Consider the following 16,794-nt stretch of genomic DNA (forward strand, 5'->3'; position numbering starts at 1 on the left):
GAAGGTGTCGTTCAGGCCGCGCCGAAGACCCGGGCGAAGATCGTGTCGACGTGCTTCAGGTGATAGCCGAGGTCGAACTTGTCCTCCAGTTCCGCATCCGACAGCGTCACTTCCGGGTCGGCCTTCAGCAGTTCCAGCAGCGACAACGCGCCGTCCGAATCCCACACCTTCATCGCGTTGCGCTGGACGAGGCGATACGCGTCCTCGCGGCTCACCCCCGCCTGCGTCAGTGCCAGCAGCACGCGCTGCGAATGGACCAGCCCGCCCATCTTGTTGAGGTTCTTCAACATCCGCTCGGGGTAGACGACCAGCTTGTCCATCACACCGGTCAGCCGCGCGAGCGCAAAGTCGAGCGTGATCGTCGCATCGGGGCCGATATAGCGCTCGACCGACGAGTGCGAGATGTCGCGTTCATGCCACAGCGCAACGTTCTCCATCGCGGGCGTGACGTAGCCGCGGACCATGCGCGCGAGGCCCGTCAAATTTTCGGTCAGCACCGGGTTGCGCTTGTGCGGCATCGCCGACGAGCCCTTCTGGCCGGGCGAGAAGAACTCTTCCGCTTCGAGCACTTCGGTGCGCTGCAGATGCCGGATCTCGGTCGCGAGTCGTTCGATCGAGCTGGCGATCACGCCCAGCGTCGCGAAGAACATCGCATGACGATCGCGCGGGATGACCTGGGTCGAGACCGGCTCGACCGACAGGCCGAGCTTGCCCGCGACATACTCCTCGACGAACGGATCGATGTTGGCGAACGTCCCCACCGCGCCCGAGATCGCACAGGTGGCGACGTCCTCGCGCGCCGCCACCAGCCGCGCCCGGTTGCGCGCGAATTCGGCATGTGCCTGGGCGAGCTTCAGCCCGAACGTGACAGGCTCGGCGTGGATGCCGTGGCTGCGGCCGATCGTCGGCGTCATCTTGTGCTCGCGCGCGCGGCGTTCGAGCACCACCAGGAGCGCGTCGAGATCGGCGATCAGGATGTCGCTCGCCTTCGCCAGCTGTACCGCGAGGCAGGTGTCGAGCACGTCCGACGAGGTCATGCCCTGGTGCATGAAGCGCGCTTCGGGGCCGACATGCTCGGCGACGTTGGTCAGGAAGGCGATGACGTCGTGCTTGGTCTCGCGCTCGATCTCGTCGATCCGGTCGACCTCGAACGCGCCCTTTTCCCAGATCGCCGCGGCGGCTTCCTTGGGCACGACGCCCAGTTCGGCCAGCGCGTCGGTGGCGTGCGCCTCGATCTCGAACCAGATCTTGAAGCGCGCTTCGGGCGTCCAGATCGCGACCATGTCGGGGCGGGAATAGCGGGGGACCATGGGTTTCCTCGGGGCTGGTGAATGGCACGGTTCGTCGCGTGCTCCCCTCGGGAGACGCCTGCGGAGCGCCTAGCAGGCCATCGACGGGGGTACAAACGGCAATGCGATCGGCCTATATCCGGCTTCGACGGTCGGTGTGTCGCAGTATCCGCCCAGTATCCCCGGGGCTGCTGCGGTGATCGTCCAGTAACGATTTCGATTAGCCGATGGAGAATGGCAATGCTCAAATATGCTCTGCTCGCAGGCGCGATGACGATTGCTGCGCCGGCGCTCGCGCAATCCACCACGACATCGCCGCAGACTGCGCCGACGGCGACGACGGGCGCGGCCGATCCTTCGATGTCGCCCGCCCAGACCGCGCCGGGCCAGATGCCACCAACCCAGTCTGCGCCCGGCCAGTCGGCACAGACCGCACAGGCGACGCAACCCGCCAGCAGCGATCAGGTCGCGCAGGTCATCGACACCGAATTCCCGACCTACGACAAGAACGGCGACGGCAAGCTCAGCACAGCCGAGTTCGGAGATTGGATGGTCGCCCTGAAGACCAAGACCGATCCGGCGACCAAGCCCGGCGCGCCCGAGACGAAGAAGTGGGTCGCCGCAGCATTCGCACAGGCCGATACCGACAAGAACAAGTCGCTGTCCAAGCCGGAACTGACCAGCTTCCTCTCACAGGGCTGATCTTCCACGCTTCACGCAAATGCATGGCCGTCGGGTTCGCCCGGCGGCCTTTCGCGTGATTGGCTCAGATTGCCCAGGTCTGCATGATCGACGGGACGCTCGTGTGGCTGCGCTCAGCCGGCCTTCCGCGCGGCCTGTTCCTTGTCGGCGAGTGTCTTGGACAAGATCTGGCCCTGCGCTTCGACGGCAGCCTCCAGGAGCCGGTCGGATGTCTCGACGGCAGCATCGGGCGTCAGCGATACCGCAACGCCGTCCGGCCCATCGACCAGAACCTGACCATGCTCGGCGGTTACGGTCGAGGCTTGGTCGTGTAGCTTTTTGTCCACATGCAATTCCTTCGATTGGATAACGAAGGCGCGGGGCAAACGTCGCGTGCTTTCACGGAACTATTGGGTTGCCTCAGATCAACCCCTGCGCGCGCAGGCTGACATGGCCGCCGGTGCCCATCACGATATGGTCGTGCACCGTGATGCCGAGACGCTTGCCGGCCTCGGCGATGGTGCGCGTGATCTCGATGTCGGCGCGGCTGGGGGAGGGGTCTCCGCTCGGGTGATTGTGGACGAGGATGATCGACGCCGAGCCGAGGTCGATCGCGCGGCGGATCACTTCGCGGACATACACCGCGGCCTGGTCGATCGAGCCCTTGCTCATCACCTCGTCGCGGATCAGCATGTTCCTGGTGTTGAGATGCAGCACGCGGAACCGCTCGATTGCGTGATGCGCCATGTCCGCGCGGAGGTAGTCGAGCAGCGCCTGCCAGTTGGCGAGCACCGGGCGGTCGCTGACGTGCGACTGGAGCAGGCGGATCGCGGCGGCATGCGCGATCTTGATCGCCGCGGTCGAGATCTCGCCCATGCCCTTCACCCTGCCGAGCGCCTCGGCGTCCGCGGTGAGGACGCCGCCGATCCCGCCGAACTCGCGCATGAGGGCCTTGGCGAGCGCCTTCGTATCGCCGCGGGGAATCGCGATTGCGAGCAGATATTCGATGAGTTCGTGGTCGAGTAGCGCGTCGCTGCCGCCTTCGAACAAGCGTTTGCGGAGGCGCCCTCTATGGCCTTTAAGGTTGTCGATTGCGTCATCTGCATCGGCCATCACGCGACGCTAGCACGAATATCCACCCCGAACGATCCTCCCCCGCAAGGGGGAGGTGGCTGGCACTTGCCAGACGGAGGGGGAGGCAGGAGCAACCTCCGTTTCGTGTCCCCCCCCTCCGTCGCCTGACGGCGCCACCTCCCCCTTGCGGGGGAGGATCGTAGAATGTCGATCCTTGGCACTGCGCAACCGGCTGTGCGCAATTGCGTGTCGACCCCGCACCCGCCTATGCAGGGGCCAGTTGCGTGGCGGAGTAGGCGGTTGAGCGAGGCGAGCGATACAGGGGGCAACCCCCGCCTTCGGCTCCCGCGGAAGGTGCGGTGGCTCGGCGGTATCGCGCTGGTTCTGCTCGCCGGGTTGATCGTGTTGTGGCTCGCGCGCAAGCCGATCGCGGAAGGGTTCATCGACCGCGAACTGGCGAAGGCCGGGGTGCCTGCGCGGTACGAGATCGCCAACCTCGCGCTGGGTGGCCAGCGACTGACGAACGTCGTGCTGGGCGATCCGGCGCATCCCGATCTGGTGGCGGACTGGGTCGAGACGCGGACCGGAGTGGGGTTGTCGGGGCCGTATCTGGAAGGCGTGCGTGCGGGGAAGGTTCGGCTGCGCGGTCGGTTGGTCGACGGGAAAGTCTCGCTCGGCACGATCGACAAATTGCTGCCGGCCTCGACGGGCAAGCCGTTCTCGCTGCCCGCGCTCGACGTGGCGGTCGCCGATGGTCGGATGCGGCTGGAGACTCCGCAGGGTGTTGTCGGACTGAAGCTCGCCGGATCGGGCAAGCTCGACGACGGTTTCCGCGGCACCCTGGCGGCGATCAGCGAGCGGCTCGATGTCGGCGGGTGCGCGATCGACCGGCTGGCGGCTACGGTGAAGCTGAGGATCGACGCGGCGAAACCGACGATTACCGGGCCGGTACGCGTGTCGCGACTCGCCTGCGGGACGACTCGGGCCGACCACATCGTTGCGGACCTCGACGTCGGTCTCTCGGCCGCGCTCGACCGCTGGCAGGGCAAGGCGACGCTCAAGACCGGGGCGGCACGCGCACCCGGGATTGCGCTGGCCGGGGCGGGGGGCACGATCGATTTCACCGGCAGCGCGGCCGCGACCAGCGGCAAGGCGGATATCGCCGCCGATACCGTCCGGACCGTGGATGGCCGGGCACGACGCGTTTCGATCGAGGGCGCATACCGGATCGGCAAGCAGATCGCATTCGACGGACGGGTGCGGGCGAGCGGTGCCGCGGTGGCGCAGGCGCGGCTCGCCAGCGTCGGCGGCCTGGGCAGCGTGGCGGTGGGAACGCCGGTCGCACCCCTCGCGGTCGCCATGACGCAGGCCATTGAGCGTGCGGGCCGTGGTTTCGCGGCGGACGGGGAGGTTTCGGTGCGGCTCGCGGACGGGCGCGGCTCGGCGGTGCTGTCCCGCCTCGCGCTCGCCTCGGCCAGCGGCACGCGCGTGGCGCTCGGCGGCGGGAGTGGGGTCGCGTTCGGTTGGCCGAACGGCGGCGTGCGGCTCGACACGACTCTGGCGCTGCAGGGCGGTGGCCTGCCGGAGGCGCGCGTGTCGCTCGTCCAGGCGAAACCCGGCGCAGCGATCCGCGGCGTGGCGCGCATCGCGCCCTATGCGGCGGGCGGCGCTCGGCTGGCGCTGACCCCTGTGACGTTCAGCGCGACGCCCGGCGGCGCGACGTCGATCACCACGCAGGCAACGCTCGACGGGCCGATCGCTAACGGCCGCGTCGACGGTCTGGCGATGCCGGTCGCGGCGCTTTGGGACGGTCGCGGACGGCTGGTCGTCAACACCGGCTGCGCGCCGCTCGCCGTGCAGCGCCTCGCGATTTCCGGGCTGGTGCTCGATCCGTCGCGACTGACCCTGTGCCCGGTCGATGGCGCGCTGGTGCAGGTTAATGGGGCGCGGATCAGCGGCGGAGCGACGATCGCTGCGGCAAAGCTGGGTGGACGACTCGGCACCACGCCGATCACGCTCGCGACCGCCGGGGCGACCGTGCGGCTCGCCGATCGCGGCTTCCGGATCGAGGGCGTGCAGACCCGGATCGGCGCGCCCGAGCGTGTCACGCGACTCGATTTCGGCACCATCACCGGCCGCATGATGGGGCAGGGCGTGGCTGGCGCGTTTACCGACGGCTCGGGGCAGATCGCCAACGTCCCGCTGCTGCTCGGCGAGGCGGCGGGCGAGTGGACGCTGGTCGGCGGCGCGCTCAACCTCACCGGCGCGATGGGCGTATCCGATGCCGCGCCGACGCCCCGGTTCAAGCCGCTCGCGGCGCGCACCGTGACGCTGGCGCTGGTGAACGGCACGATCACCGCGGCGGGCACGCTGTTCGAGCCGAGCACCAGCACGAAGGTCGCCGACGTCACGCTCAGCCATGCGCTCGGGACGGGGGTGGGCAAGGCCGACCTGAACGTGCGCGCGATCGCCTTCGCCAAGGACAGGCTGCAACCCGACGCGCTCACCCCGCTTACCTTCGGCGTGATCGCCGACGTAAACGGATCGGTCAGCGGGGAGGGCCACATTGCCTGGAACCCTCAAGGCGTGACGAGCAATGGCGTGTTCCGCACCGCCGGCACCGATCTCGCCGCCGCGTTCGGGCCGGTCACCGGAATCGCCACCGAGATCCGCTTCACCGACCTGCTCAATCTCCAGAGCGCGCCGGGGCAGGTGGCGACGATCCGCACGCTCAACCCCGGCATCCCGGTTACCGACGGCACGATCCGCTACCAGACGCTGCCCGGCGCGCGCGTGCAGGTCGAGGGTGGTTCGTGGCCGTTCGCGGGCGGATCGCTGACGCTCGACCCGACCCTGCTCGATTTCTCCGCGCCGAAAGAGCGCCGAATGACGTTCCACATCGCCAACATGGCCGCCGACCAGTTCCTGCAGCAGTTCGATTTCAAGAATCTCGACGCGACCGGGATCTTCGACGGCGTCCTGCCGATGATCTTCGACGAGAGCGGCGGCCGGATCGAGGGCGGCGACCTGCGCGTCCGGCCCGGCGGCGGCACGCTCGCCTATGTCGGCGATCTCAGCCAGAAGGATCTCGGCATCTGGGCGAACATCGCATTCCAGGCGCTGAAGTCGCTCCGCTACCAGTCGCTGCGCGTCGGCATGAACGGGCCGCTGGCGGGCGAGATGGTCACCGACGTCCGCTTCGCGGGGATCAGCCAGGGGGAGGGGGCGAAGGCGAACTTCATCGTCCGCCGCCTGCAAAAGCTGCCGTTCGTGTTCAATATCCGGATCAAGGCGCCGTTCCGCGGGCTGCTCGATTCGGCGCAGAGCTTCTACGATCCGAAGCGACTGATCCAGCGTAATTTGCCCGCACTGATCCAGCAGCAGTCGGCGCCACCTTCTCCCAAACCTCCAACCATTCAGCCCACGGAAAGCAGTATCGTGCCATGACCGAAACAGGATTGAAGAAGCTGGAGCAAAGGCCGATCTTGCAGGTGATGAGGACGATCGCTTTTCTGGTGACGACCGCCGCCGCCCTGCCGGGCTGCATCAGCGTGTCGGCCCCCGACAAGCCGATCGAGATCAACCTCAACATCAATGTGACGCAGGAAGTGGTCTATCGTCTCGATGGCGAGGCGAAGTCGCTGATCCAGCAGAATCCAGGGATATTCTAAGATGAAAAAGGTCATTGTCATGATTGCCGCAGCCGCGGTTCTCGGCGGCCTTTCGGTGGCGGCATCGGCGCAGCGCGATCCGGCTTATGCCGCGGCGCGTGCGGGGGGCGAGGTGGGCGAGCAGCCCGACGGGTATCTGGGCCTCGTCGGCGCGGCGAGCGCTGACCTTCGCGCGCTGGTCAACAACATCAATATCCAGCGGAAGTCGGCGTACACGCAGAAGGCGCAGGCGAGCGGGGCGACGGTCGAGCAGCTGGCGTTCACCAGCGGCTGCAACCTGATCGCTGCGACGAACCCGGGCGAGAAGTACAAGACGCCCAACGGGGTGTGGAAGACGCGCACCGCCGGTGCCCCGGAACGCGATTCGCGCTGCGTTTGAGGCTACTCGGCTCTCCTCCCTGACAAGGGAGGGGCTGGGGGTGGGTAGGCCGCTTGGGATTCGTATCGCCAGCCAACCGGCCGACCCACCCCCGACCCCTCCCTTCCAGGGAGGGGGAAGAAGTCGGCCTTCGCCGGGACAACGAAGAGCGTGGTCGTATCGACGGTCCGCCCTGAAATCCTCCCCCGCCAGGGGGAGGTGGCTGGCTCTTGCCAGACGGAGGGGGAGGGAAGCGAAACCGCTGCCCCGTGTCCTCCCCCTCCGTCACCTGCGGTGCCACCTCCCCCTGCGGGGGAGGATTGCAAGTTGTCCCCCGTCATTAATGACGCGGCTGTCACACCGGTTGACTTGCACCCCCCCCTTTTCTAAACGGACCGCGCCTTGGCGGGATCGCTCGTCGCTGCTTGCTTCCTCCCCGATGCGAAATCAGGTGGAGGAACGTGCGTGGCGGAGATCGAACCCGGACAGGACCCCCAGGGTGTTGACGATCCGCGACTTTCCGCGCTCGATGAGCGATTGCGAGAGGCGCAGCATCGGGAAACGCTGGCAAAGGGGCAGAAGGGGCCGGACGCCGAGCGAGGATACTCGCAAGGCAATCGCGTCATTTCCGCTCTTATCGGGAGTCTCGTCGGCAGTGCGCTGATCGGGTGGTTGATAGACCATTGGTTCGGCACTGGCCCTTGGGGACTGATCGTGTTGCTGTTCCTCGGGATAGCGGTCGCGTTCAGGCAGATCATTCGAATTTCAGGCGAACGCCCGGAGTAACCGGGCGTTTGTCGTATCAAGACGGCAGGGATTCCACGTGGCGGCAGAACAGGGCGGCAAGATCGATCCGATGCACCAGTTCCTGATCGAGCCGGCGTTCGGCTCGCACTGGATCGTAGGTGGCTATGACCTGTCGTTCACCAACTCCGCATTGTGGATGGTGGTGACGCTGGTCGCGCTTTGGGCGTTCATGATCGGTGGCATGAAGCGCGAGCTCGTGCCCGGTCGCTGGCAGATGGCGGTCGAGGGCTTCACCGGCTTCATCTCGGGCATGCTCGAGCAGAATGTCGGCCCCGGCGGCAAGCGCTTCGTGCCCTATGTCTTCTCGCTGTTCATGTTCATCCTGTTCGCGAACATTATCGGCCTGCTGCCGTTCGGCATCGTCCCCGGCGTGCATCCGTTCACCGTGACCAGCCACATGACCGTCACCGGCGTGCTGGCGCTGATCAGCTTTGCGATCGTGCTGCTCGTCGGCTTCGGCAAGCACGGCTTCCACTTCTTCTCGCTGTTCGTGCCGAGCGGCACGCCCGCGCTGATGATCCCGCTGATCTTCGTGGTCGAGCTGATGTCGTTCCTGGTGCGTCCGTTCTCGCTCGGTCTGCGACTGTTCGTGGCGATGACCGCAGGGCATATCCTGCTCAAGGTGCTCGCCGCGTTCGTGATTAACGGCTTGAACCTCGGCGGGATGTATATCGGTCTGGTGAGCGCGCCGAGCATGCTGCTGATGATCGGCATCACGCTGCTCGAGCTGCTGGTCGCCGCGATCCAGGCATACGTGTTCGCGTTGCTGACGTCGGTCTATCTGAACGATGCCGTAAACCTTCACTAAGTTTTCCATTACCTAACTGTTTTTCAAAGGGAATTTATCATGGACGCACAAGCAGCAAAGATGATCGGTGCCGGCCTCGCAGCGATCGGCATGGGCCTCGCCGCACTCGGCGTGGGCAACGTGTTCGCACAGTTCCTCGCCGGCGCTCTGCGCAACCCGGGCGCAGCCGACAGCCAGCAGGGCCGTCTGTTCATCGGTTTCGCAGCAGCCGAGCTTCTGGGTCTGCTCGCCTTCGTCACCATGATCATCCTGGTGTTCGTCGCCTAACCACTCGGTGATTTGGCCGGGCAACCGCGCCCGGCCGGATTAACGCAGGACAGACCAATGCCCCAGATTGCCCAGATAGCCGCCACCTACGCCTCGCAGATCTTCTGGCTGCTCCTCACCTTTGGCATCCTGTATTTCGGGATCGGGAAGGGAATGGTGCCGAAGATCGTGTCCAATGTGGACTCGCGCGAAGGCCGGATCGCCGGCGATCTGGCGGCGGCGGTCGCTGCCCGTGCGCAGGCCGATACGGTCCAGGCGAACTGGCAGGCCGAAATGGACGCGGCACGTACCGCGGCGCAGGCCGAAACCGCTGCCGCTGCGAAGCGTGCGGCGACGGCGTTCGAGCAGCAGGTCCATGCGGCCGATGCCGAACTCGCCGAGCGTCTGGGTCATCACGATCTGGCGGTAGCCAACGCGAAGGCCGAGGCGCTCTCGAACTTGCAAGGCGTCGCCGCCGAAGCAGCACAGCAATTGGCCGCCAAGGTCGCCGGCCTCCAGGTCAGCCTGGACGCGGCGACGGACGCGGTACGCAGGACGACGGCGCATGGCTAATCCAGATTCGGCCGCAAAGGTCATCCACGGCGAGGGCATGGCGCCCGAGGGTGCGATCGACAACCAGGGCCTCCAGGGTCACACGGCTGCGCCCGGCGGCGTCGAGCATGTGCCCGATCCGACCGCGCTCGGCCTGACCTCGACCGGCTGGGTTGCGGTAGCGATGATCGTCGTCATCCTGCTGATGATCTGGAAGAAGGTTCCAGGCATGATCGGCAAGATGCTCGACACGCGCATCGCCGGCATTCGCACGCAGCTCGACGACGCCAAGGCGCTCCGTGCCGAAGCCGAAGCGATCCGCACCGAATACGAGGCAAAGGCCAAGACCGCGCACGTCGAAGCCGAAGCCATGAAGGCCCACGCGCACCACGAAGCCGCGGCGATAATCGCCAAGGCGAAAGCGGGCGCCGAAGACCTCATGACCCGCCGCGCGAAGATGGCCGAGGACAAGATCGCCGCCGCCGAACGCACCGCGATCGCCGAAGTCCGCGCACGGGCGGCGGATGCTGCGGCCAAGGCTGCGGGTATCCTGATCGCCGAGCATCACGACGCAGCCGCCGACCGCATGATGGTCGACCGCTCGATCTCGGGTCTTAGCCGCCTGAACTGATCCTGTTCCTCTCCCCTCGGGGAGAGGAAGGGGCCCGCTGCAAAGCAGTGGGAAGGTGAGGGCACGCCCCTCCCACCGCCCATCATTATCGACGGCCGTCTCTTTCCGGGTTTCCGGCGGCCGAGTCTCCAATCTGAGCCCGTTGGAGAACATTCATGTCCTGGCTCATTCTCGCCGTCGCCGTCGTCACCGAAATCTGCTGGGCGCTCAGCCTGAAATGGGCGGCCACCGTCGCCACGTGGCAGGCCTCCAGCGTCCCGATCATCCTCAGCTTCGTCAACATGGGCCTGCTCGCGCTCGCGATGCGCGGGCTTCCCGCCGGCACCGCCTATGCGATCTGGACAGGCGCCGGCGCGATCGGCGTCATCATCGGCGGCGTCATCCTGTTCGGCGACAAGGTCAGCGGCATCCAGGCCTGCTTCATGGCCCTGACCGTCGTCGGTATCGTCGGCACCAAGGTCTTCGCCCAAACCTGACTCTCGTTGCCCGTAGGGCATGAAGAAGGTTGATTCACGCGAAGGCGCAAAGGCGCGAAGAGAAGGTGGGTTCACGCAGAGACGCGGAGCCGCGGAGGTTTTGCGGCTCGGGATGATGTACTGAGCAGCCACGAGTGGATGTAAGCCTTCGGCAGCTTTAGAACGAAGGCTGGGCAGCTCGAACCTTCTCTCCGCGGCTCCGCGTCTCCGCGTGAACCAGCTCCTCCCTTCTCTTCGCGCCATCGCGCCTTCGCGTGAACATCACTGCCTTCCGCTGGCATAACCCCCTCGCACTCCCTAGATTCCGCAGCGATGTCCTCCCCCAATTCCCCCGACCGGTTCAACGAAGACAAGTCCACATTCGCCGTCCGCGGCGGCGGTGAAGCGCCCGATCTCGCGGCCGGCGTGGCGGCGATCCGCAACGTGCTCGAGACGCTGCCGATCCGCCCCGGCGTCTACCGCATGCAGGACGCGCGCGGCGACGTGCTCTACGTCGGCAAGGCGCGTGCGCTGCGGAACCGCGTCGCCAATTACTGTCAGGTCGAGCGGCTGACGAAACGCCTCCAGCGAATGGTGTCGCAGACCCGCTCGATGACGATCGTCACCACCAACAACGAAGCCGAGGCGCTGCTGCTCGAATCGCAGCTCATCAAGCGCTATCGCCCCGCCTACAACGTGCTGCTGCGCGACGATAAGAGCTTCCCCTTCATCCTCCTCCGCGACGACCACGCCTTCCCGCGTGTCCAGAAACACCGTGGCGCGCGGCGGGCGAAGGGCAATTACTACGGCCCGTTCGCCAGCGCCGGGTCGGTCAACAACACGCTCAACGCATTGCAGAAGCTGTTCCTCCTGCGCAGTTGCACCGACAGCTTCTTCAAGACCCGCGACCGGCCGTGCCTGCTCTACCAGATCAAGCGTTGCTCGGCGCCCTGTGTCGGTCGCATCGACGAACCCGCCTACAACGAGCTGGTCGAGGACGCGAAGGCGTTCCTCGGTGGCAAGTCGACAGGTGTTCAGGCGAAACTCGGCGCGCAGATGCAGGCCGCTGCGGAGAACATGGACTTCGAACTCGCGGCGCTCCTTCGCGACCGTCTCCGCGCGCTCACCTTCATCCAGGGCACGCAGGCGATCAACGCGGAGGGCGTGGGCGACGCCGACATCTTCGCGATGGCGTGCAAGGACGGGCTGATCGGCATCCAGGCGTTCTTCATCCGCGGCGGCCAGAACTGGGGGCATCGCAGCTTCTTCCCGCAGCATACCAACGATGTCCCCGAGGACGAGGTGCTGACCAGCTTCCTCGGCCAGTTCTACGAAGAGGTCCCGCCGCCCAAGCAGATCCTGCTCGACCGCGAACTGACGGAAGGTGCACTGCTGGCGGAAGCATTAGGCGAACGCGCCGGCTACAAGATCGCGTTGCAAGTCCCGCAACGCGGCGATCGCCGCCGCCTGATGGACCAGGCCAAGCGCAACGCGATCGAGGCGATCGAACGCCGCCAGGCCGAATCCACCACGCAGGCCAAGCTGCTACGCGAAGTCGCCGACCTGTTCGACCTCGCCGAGCCCCCCGAACGCATCGAGATCTACGACAACAGCCACATCCAAGGCACCGCCGCGACCGGCGCGATGGTCGTCGCCGGCCCCGAGGGCTTCCGCAAGGGTCAGTATCGAAAGTTCAACATCAAGAACAAGGATACCGCGCCGGGCGACGATTTCGCGATGATGCGCGAGGTCTTCACGCGCCGGTTCTCGCGCGCGCAGGCCGAAGATCCCGACCGCGATTCAGGCGACTGGCCGGACCTGGTGCTGATCGACGGCGGCAAGGGCCAGCTCAACACGGTCAAGGCCGCGCTCGAAGAGATCGGCGTCGAGGACGTGTGCCTCGTCGGCATCGCCAAGGGCCCGGAACACGGCCGCGACGGCCGCGAGGTATTCCACATGCTCGACGGTCGCGAGTTCCAGCTCCCCGTCAACGCGCCGGTGCTGTTCTACCTCCAGCGCCTCCGCGACGAGGTCCACCGGTTCGCGATCGGCGTCCACCGCGACAAGCGCAGCAAGGCGATCGGCGCCAGCCCGCTCGACGAGGTTCCCGGCATCGGCCCGGCGCGCAAGAAGGCGCTGCTGATGCACTTCGGCACCGGCCGTGCGGTCCGCAACGCTAGTTTGCAGGACCTTCAACAGGCGCCGGGCGTGTCGGCCGGGGTGGCGCAACAGGTCTACGACTTCTACCATTCGCGCTGATCGGTGGGCGGCCTGCTACAGGAGCCGCTTGCTATCGTAAGGAAAAGAAACCCTATCTTCATTAACCTCGGATAGAGATGGTGCAGTGACCACGCCCGTCTTCCTGACTATCGACACCGAGTTCGCGTGGCGGCATCATGTCGCCGGGCTAGACTGCGACGCGATCTACGCGCGGTCGCTGGAGCCGGCTGGCGTGGGGCTCGCCTACCAGTTGGCCGAACTCGCACGGCACGATCTGAAGGCGTGTTTCTTCGTCGATCCGATGCCCGGCATTACCTTCGGCCTTGCCCCTATCCGTCGCATGATCGAGACGATCCTCGCCGCGGGGCAGGAGGTCCAGCTTCATCTCCATCCCAATTGGACCACCGCCGAGGCCGGCGACCGTGGCGCCGCGCACGACCGGTTCTCGCTGTTCGACTACAGCCTCGCCGAGCAGACCGATCTGCTCATGCGCGCCACCGAATTGCTGGTCGAGGCGGGGGCGCCGCATCCGATCGCCTTCCGCGCCGGCAGCTATGCCGCCAATGACGACACGTTGACCGCGCTCGCGGCACTCGGGTTCAGCTACGACAGCAGCCATAACGGCTCGGAAGCGCCGGGGACGAGCCGTATCTCGCTACCCGCGCATCAAATCTCGCCGGTCCGCCGCGCCCAGGACAAGGGCGTGATCGAGGTTCCCGTCACCGTGATCGAGGATCGGCGCGACAAGATCCGCACCTTCCAGCTTTGCGCGCTGTCGACGGGCGAGACCTACGATGCGCTGGAGCATGCCGCGGTGTCGGGGCATGCGGTGGTGACGATCGTCAGCCACGGTTTCGAACTGGCGAACCGGAGCGGCACGCGGCCCAATGCGGTCCATGTGCGGCGCTTCACGGCATTGTGCGGAATGCTGTCGGAAATGCGCGAGGTGCTGCCGACGCATCATTTCGCGGATCGGCCGCCGCTCGCGCTCGACCGCGCGGATACGCCGCTCGCGCCCGATCAGTTGCGGACCCGCTGGCGGCAGGCCGAACAGCTCTGGTCGAACTGGGTCGAGGAACGGCCGCGGTCGCGCGGGCTGTAATGGCAGATGGTGCGGCTCGGCGCCTGCCGCTGAAGTTCCAGATCGGCGCCCGGACCCTGGCGACCATTCCCCGGCGATTGGTGTGCGTGTCGTTTTCGCTCGATGCCGTGCTTGCGGCGACGCCACCGATCCTGCCGCCGCTGCCCGGTGACGCCGACGGTTATCTGGTGACGTCGTTGCCCGCAACGATGCTCGCCGGTCTCGACCGCCACGGCCTGCTCGCCTTCGTTCGGCAGCGCTATGTGCGGTATCATGTCGACCTCGCGGCGGGGGAGGCGGCGTGGCTCGCCGGCCTGTCCGGCAGCGCGCGGTCGGGAATCAAGCGCAAGGCCAAGAAGCTCGCCGCGGCAAACGGCGGTGCGCTCGATATCCGGCGCTATCACGATGCGGCGGCGTTCGCGGATTTCCACCCGCTCGCTCGCGCGGTGTCGGCGACGACCTATCAGGAGAAGCTGCTGGGATCGGGGCTGCCCGACGATGTGGCTTCGGTGCGTCATCTCGAGTCGCTCGCGGGGGAGGATAGGTTGCGCGCCTGGCTGGCGTTCATCGCCGGGGTGCCGGTCGCGTATCTGTGCTGCACGGCCGACGGCAAGTCGTTGTGCTACACCTATGTCGGGCATGATCCTGCGCACAACGAGCTGTCGCCGGGCGCGGTCTTGCAGGTCGAGGCGATGCGCGATCTGTTTGCGGACGGGCGTTTCGCGCGGTTCGACTTCACCGAGGGGGAAGGTCAGCACAAGCGGCAATTCTCGACCGGGGGGACTGCGTGCGTCGACGTGCTGTTGCTGCGGCCGACGCTGGGCAACCGCGCGACGGTGGCGGCGTTGCGCGGGTTCGACAGCGCGATAGCCCTGGCAAAGCGCGCCGCGACTCATCCGGCCCTGACGAAGCTGGCAAAGAAGATCCGCCGCTGATCTGCTCCCCTCCCTGGAAGGGAGGGGCTGGGGGGTGGGTAGGCCAGTTTAGGCCACGAACGTGATCACCCGCGGAACTCGACCCACCCCCAACCCCTCCCTTCCAGGGAGGGGGGAGAGGCACTTTTACCCTCTCCCTTCGGAGGTAGAGGCGTATAGCCCCCCCATGCACCTCCGCGCAGCCGCCATCGTCGTCGCCGTCCGCCAACATGGCGAGCATGGCGCGATCGTGCGGGCGTTGACTCGGAACGACGGCGTCCAGCCCGGCTATGTCCGCGGCGGGCGGTCGCGGGCGATGCGGCCGGTGTTGCTCCAGGCGAACGTCATCCAAGGCGAATGGCGCGCGCGGACCGGCGAGCAACTCGCTTCGCTCACCGCCGAGCTGGTCCACAGCCGCGCGCAGATGCACGGCGAGCCGCTTGCCGCCGGCGCGCTCGAATGGGCCACAGCGCTGACCGCCGCCGCGCTGCCCGAAGCGCAACCCTATCCGCAGATCCACGACGCGCTGGACGGGGTGCTCGGCGCGATCGAGGCGGCGCCATCGGCCCGCGGCTGGGCGGCCGCGCTGGTCCGATACGAATTGCTGATGCTCGCGGAACTGGGGTTCGGTCTCGATCTGGATCGGTGCGTTGCAAGCGGCAATGAGGACGATCTGGGCTTCGTCAGCCCCAAAAGCGGCGCGGCCGTCTCGCGCGGGGCGGCGTTCGGCTATGAGGCCAAGCTGCTCAGATTGCCGCCATTCCTCCTGAGCGGCGGCGAATCGGCTTGGCCCGACATCTTCGATGGCCTGCGACTGACCGGTCATTTCCTCGCCCGCGACATCCTCGTCGACCGTCGCGCCGACCCGTTGGCGGCACGCGACCGGCTGGTCGATCGGCTCAAAAGGGCGGTTGCGTGAGCGCGCCTCGCCCGGCAAGGGGCCGCGCAGGAGGAACGCACATGCCCTTGATCGCGATACTGGCCGGCGACGGCATCGGACCCGAAGTCACCGCGGAAGCGCGGCGGGTGCTCGATACGCTCGGCCTCGACCTCAGCTACGAAGAGGGCCTCGTCGGCGGCGCCGCGTACAAGGCCGCGGGGCATCCGCTGCCGCCCGAAACGCTCGACCTCGCCCGCCGTGCCGACGCCATCCTGTTCGGTGCGGTCGGCGATCCGGACTGCGATGCGCTCGAACGCCAGTTCCGCCCCGAGCAAGCCATTCTCGGCCTGCGCAAGGATCTCGGCCTGTTCGCCAATTTGCGTCCCGCCAAGCTGTTCGCGGGCCTCGAGGATGCCTCCGCGCTCCGTCCCGAGATCGCCCGGTCTATCGATATGGTCATCGTCCGCGAGCTGACCGGCGACGTCTATTTCGGCGCGAAGGGTATCCGCACCACCGCCGATGGCCTGCGCGAAGGCCATGACGAGATGCGCTACGACGAGGCCGAGATCGCGCGCATCGCCCGCGTCGGCTTCGAGACCGCACGCACCCGGAAGGGCAAGCTGCTCTCGGTCGACAAGGCCAACGTGCTGGAGACCTCGCAGCTCTGGCGCGACGTCGTGATCGAGGTCTCTGCCGACTATCCGGACGTCGCGCTCAGCCACATGTACGTCGACAACGCGGCGATGCAGCTGGTGCGCAACCCCGGCCAGTTCGACGTGATCGTCACCGGCAACCTCTTCGGCGATATCTTGTCCGACGAGGCGTCGATGTGCGCAGGCTCGATCGGCATGCTCCCGTCCGCCGCGCTCAACGGCTCGAACAAGGGCATGTACGAGCCGATCCACGGCAGCGCGCCCGACATCGCCGGGCAGGGCAAGGCCAATCCGTGCGCGGCGATCCTGTCCGCGGCGATGATGTTGCGCCACTCGCTCGATCTGCCCGAAGCGGCCGACCGGATCGAGGCTGCGGTCGCGGCCGCGATCCTGAAGGGCGCGCGCACGCCAGATCTCGGCGGCACGCTGTCGACCTCGGCGATGGGCGATGCCATTCTCGCCGAACTCGGCTGA

General features: G+C 66.8%; 18 protein-coding genes. 15 read left to right on the plus strand and 3 right to left on the minus strand.

Features of this window, described 5'->3' with window-relative positions; genetic code table 11:
- Window positions 1–11: 11 nt before the first annotated feature.
- Entirely contained in the window at window positions 12–1,310 is a 1,299-nt protein-coding gene (gene purB, locus H8S47_RS16125) for an adenylosuccinate lyase (protein WP_187504805.1), read from the minus strand.
- Between the two features lie 219 nt (window positions 1,311–1,529).
- Here purB and H8S47_RS16130 point away from each other — a divergent pair, with 219 nt between their 5' ends.
- Window positions 1,530–1,991, plus strand: coding sequence for an EF-hand domain-containing protein (locus H8S47_RS16130; protein ID WP_187504806.1), 462 nt, complete (start codon window positions 1,530–1,532; stop codon window positions 1,989–1,991).
- Window positions 1,992–2,104: 113 nt separating this feature from the next.
- Here H8S47_RS16130 and H8S47_RS16135 read toward each other — a convergent pair whose 3' ends face one another.
- Together H8S47_RS16135 and radC are read right to left on the minus strand one after the other, a co-directional pair.
- On the minus strand, window positions 2,105–2,317 hold the full coding sequence (locus tag H8S47_RS16135) for a hypothetical protein (protein ID WP_187504807.1): 213 nt from the start codon (window positions 2,315–2,317) through the stop codon (window positions 2,105–2,107).
- Between the two features lie 73 nt (window positions 2,318–2,390).
- On the minus strand, window positions 2,391–3,083 hold the full coding sequence (gene radC, locus H8S47_RS16140) for a RadC family protein (RefSeq protein WP_187504808.1): 693 nt from the start codon (window positions 3,081–3,083) through the stop codon (window positions 2,391–2,393).
- 261 nt (window positions 3,084–3,344) lie between these two features.
- Between radC and H8S47_RS16145 the strand changes: the two genes are divergently transcribed.
- The 14 genes from H8S47_RS16145 to leuB all read left to right on the plus strand — a co-directional run bounded on the left by H8S47_RS16145 (window position 3,345) and on the right by leuB (window position 16,794).
- Window positions 3,345–6,491, plus strand: coding sequence for an intermembrane phospholipid transport YdbH family protein (locus tag H8S47_RS16145; RefSeq protein WP_235982990.1), 3,147 nt, complete (start codon window positions 3,345–3,347; stop codon window positions 6,489–6,491).
- A 47-nt stretch (window positions 6,492–6,538) separates the two neighbouring features.
- Complete coding sequence (locus tag H8S47_RS16150) at window positions 6,539–6,715, plus strand: YnbE family lipoprotein (RefSeq protein ID WP_128455299.1); 177 nt, start codon at window positions 6,539–6,541, stop codon at window positions 6,713–6,715.
- A gap of 1 nt (window position 6,716) precedes the next feature.
- Window positions 6,717–7,094 (plus strand): YdbL family probable chaperone protein, encoded by a 378-nt coding sequence (locus tag H8S47_RS16155; protein WP_187504810.1) that lies wholly within the window; start codon window positions 6,717–6,719, stop codon window positions 7,092–7,094.
- Between the two features lie 444 nt (window positions 7,095–7,538).
- Window positions 7,539–7,859: an AtpZ/AtpI family protein gene (locus H8S47_RS16160; protein ID WP_187504811.1), complete on the plus strand. Its 321-nt coding sequence runs from the start codon at window positions 7,539–7,541 to the stop codon at window positions 7,857–7,859.
- 70 nt (window positions 7,860–7,929) lie between these two features.
- On the plus strand, window positions 7,930–8,688 hold the full coding sequence (locus H8S47_RS16165; protein WP_056056028.1) for a F0F1 ATP synthase subunit A: 759 nt from the start codon (window positions 7,930–7,932) through the stop codon (window positions 8,686–8,688).
- Window positions 8,689–8,727: 39 nt separating this feature from the next.
- Window positions 8,728–8,955 (plus strand): F0F1 ATP synthase subunit C, encoded by a 228-nt coding sequence (locus tag H8S47_RS16170; protein WP_055873230.1) that lies wholly within the window; start codon window positions 8,728–8,730, stop codon window positions 8,953–8,955.
- 57 nt (window positions 8,956–9,012) lie between these two features.
- The gene (locus tag H8S47_RS16175) at window positions 9,013–9,507 is read left to right on the plus strand and encodes a F0F1 ATP synthase subunit B family protein (RefSeq protein ID WP_187504812.1); all 495 of its coding nucleotides are present in this window, start codon (window positions 9,013–9,015) and stop codon (window positions 9,505–9,507) included.
- 37 nt (window positions 9,508–9,544) lie between these two features.
- Complete coding sequence (locus H8S47_RS16180; protein WP_235982992.1) at window positions 9,545–10,117, plus strand: F0F1 ATP synthase subunit B family protein; 573 nt, start codon at window positions 9,545–9,547, stop codon at window positions 10,115–10,117.
- 155 nt (window positions 10,118–10,272) lie between these two features.
- A complete protein-coding gene (locus tag H8S47_RS16185) occupies window positions 10,273–10,593 on the plus strand; it encodes a DMT family transporter (RefSeq protein ID WP_056488555.1) in 321 nt (106 codons plus the stop codon).
- Between the two features lie 312 nt (window positions 10,594–10,905).
- Window positions 10,906–12,831 (plus strand): excinuclease ABC subunit UvrC, encoded by a 1,926-nt coding sequence (gene uvrC / locus H8S47_RS16190; protein ID WP_187504814.1) that lies wholly within the window; start codon window positions 10,906–10,908, stop codon window positions 12,829–12,831.
- An 85-nt stretch (window positions 12,832–12,916) separates the two neighbouring features.
- Window positions 12,917–13,894: a polysaccharide deacetylase family protein gene (locus H8S47_RS16195; RefSeq protein ID WP_187504815.1), complete on the plus strand. Its 978-nt coding sequence runs from the start codon at window positions 12,917–12,919 to the stop codon at window positions 13,892–13,894.
- Window positions 13,894–14,808 carry a GNAT family N-acetyltransferase gene (locus H8S47_RS16200; RefSeq protein ID WP_187504816.1) on the plus strand — a complete coding sequence of 305 codons (915 nt, stop codon included), beginning with the start codon at window positions 13,894–13,896 and terminating at the stop codon, window positions 14,806–14,808. The genes H8S47_RS16195 and H8S47_RS16200 overlap by 1 nt, the downstream gene beginning before the upstream one ends.
- 166 nt (window positions 14,809–14,974) lie before the next feature.
- Window positions 14,975–15,706, plus strand: a complete 732-nt coding sequence (recO, locus tag H8S47_RS16205) for a DNA repair protein RecO (protein ID WP_187504817.1) — start codon at window positions 14,975–14,977, stop codon at window positions 15,704–15,706.
- Between the two features lie 41 nt (window positions 15,707–15,747).
- Window positions 15,748–16,794, plus strand: coding sequence for a 3-isopropylmalate dehydrogenase (gene leuB, locus H8S47_RS16210; protein ID WP_187504818.1), 1,047 nt, complete (start codon window positions 15,748–15,750; stop codon window positions 16,792–16,794).

This window comes from Sphingomonas albertensis (assembly GCF_014358075.1).
GTDB classification, from domain to species: Bacteria; Pseudomonadota; Alphaproteobacteria; order Sphingomonadales; family Sphingomonadaceae; genus Sphingomonas; species Sphingomonas albertensis.